This window comes from Phenylobacterium sp. Root700 (assembly GCF_001429025.1).
Classification (GTDB): Bacteria; Pseudomonadota; Alphaproteobacteria; order Caulobacterales; family Caulobacteraceae; genus Phenylobacterium.
Map to the genome: position 1 here is coordinate 171,334 of NZ_LMHT01000035.1, position 230 is coordinate 171,563.

The 230-nt window shown below is 62.6% G+C and carries 1 pseudogene; it reads right to left on the reverse strand.

The features are described 5' to 3' along the window. Window positions 1-230 (reverse strand): annotated as a pseudogene (locus tag ASE02_RS22595) (flagellin); the annotation flags it as partial.

The window sequence follows — 230 nt, forward strand, 5'->3', positions numbered from 1 at the left end:
TCGCGATCGACGTGTTCTTGGTCGACAGGTCGACGTGGTCGATGTCGATGGTCGCGGTAGCGTCGGCGTTGGCGATCGACTTCACCGAGGCCGAGTTGACGGCGGTGTCGGCGATCAGGTTCACGCCGTCGAAGGTGGCGTTGTTGGCGATGGTGTCGATCTGCTTACGCAGGGCGACATATTCATCGCTGAGGGCTTGCTTGGAGGGGGTGCTGAGGCCGGCTTCCGTG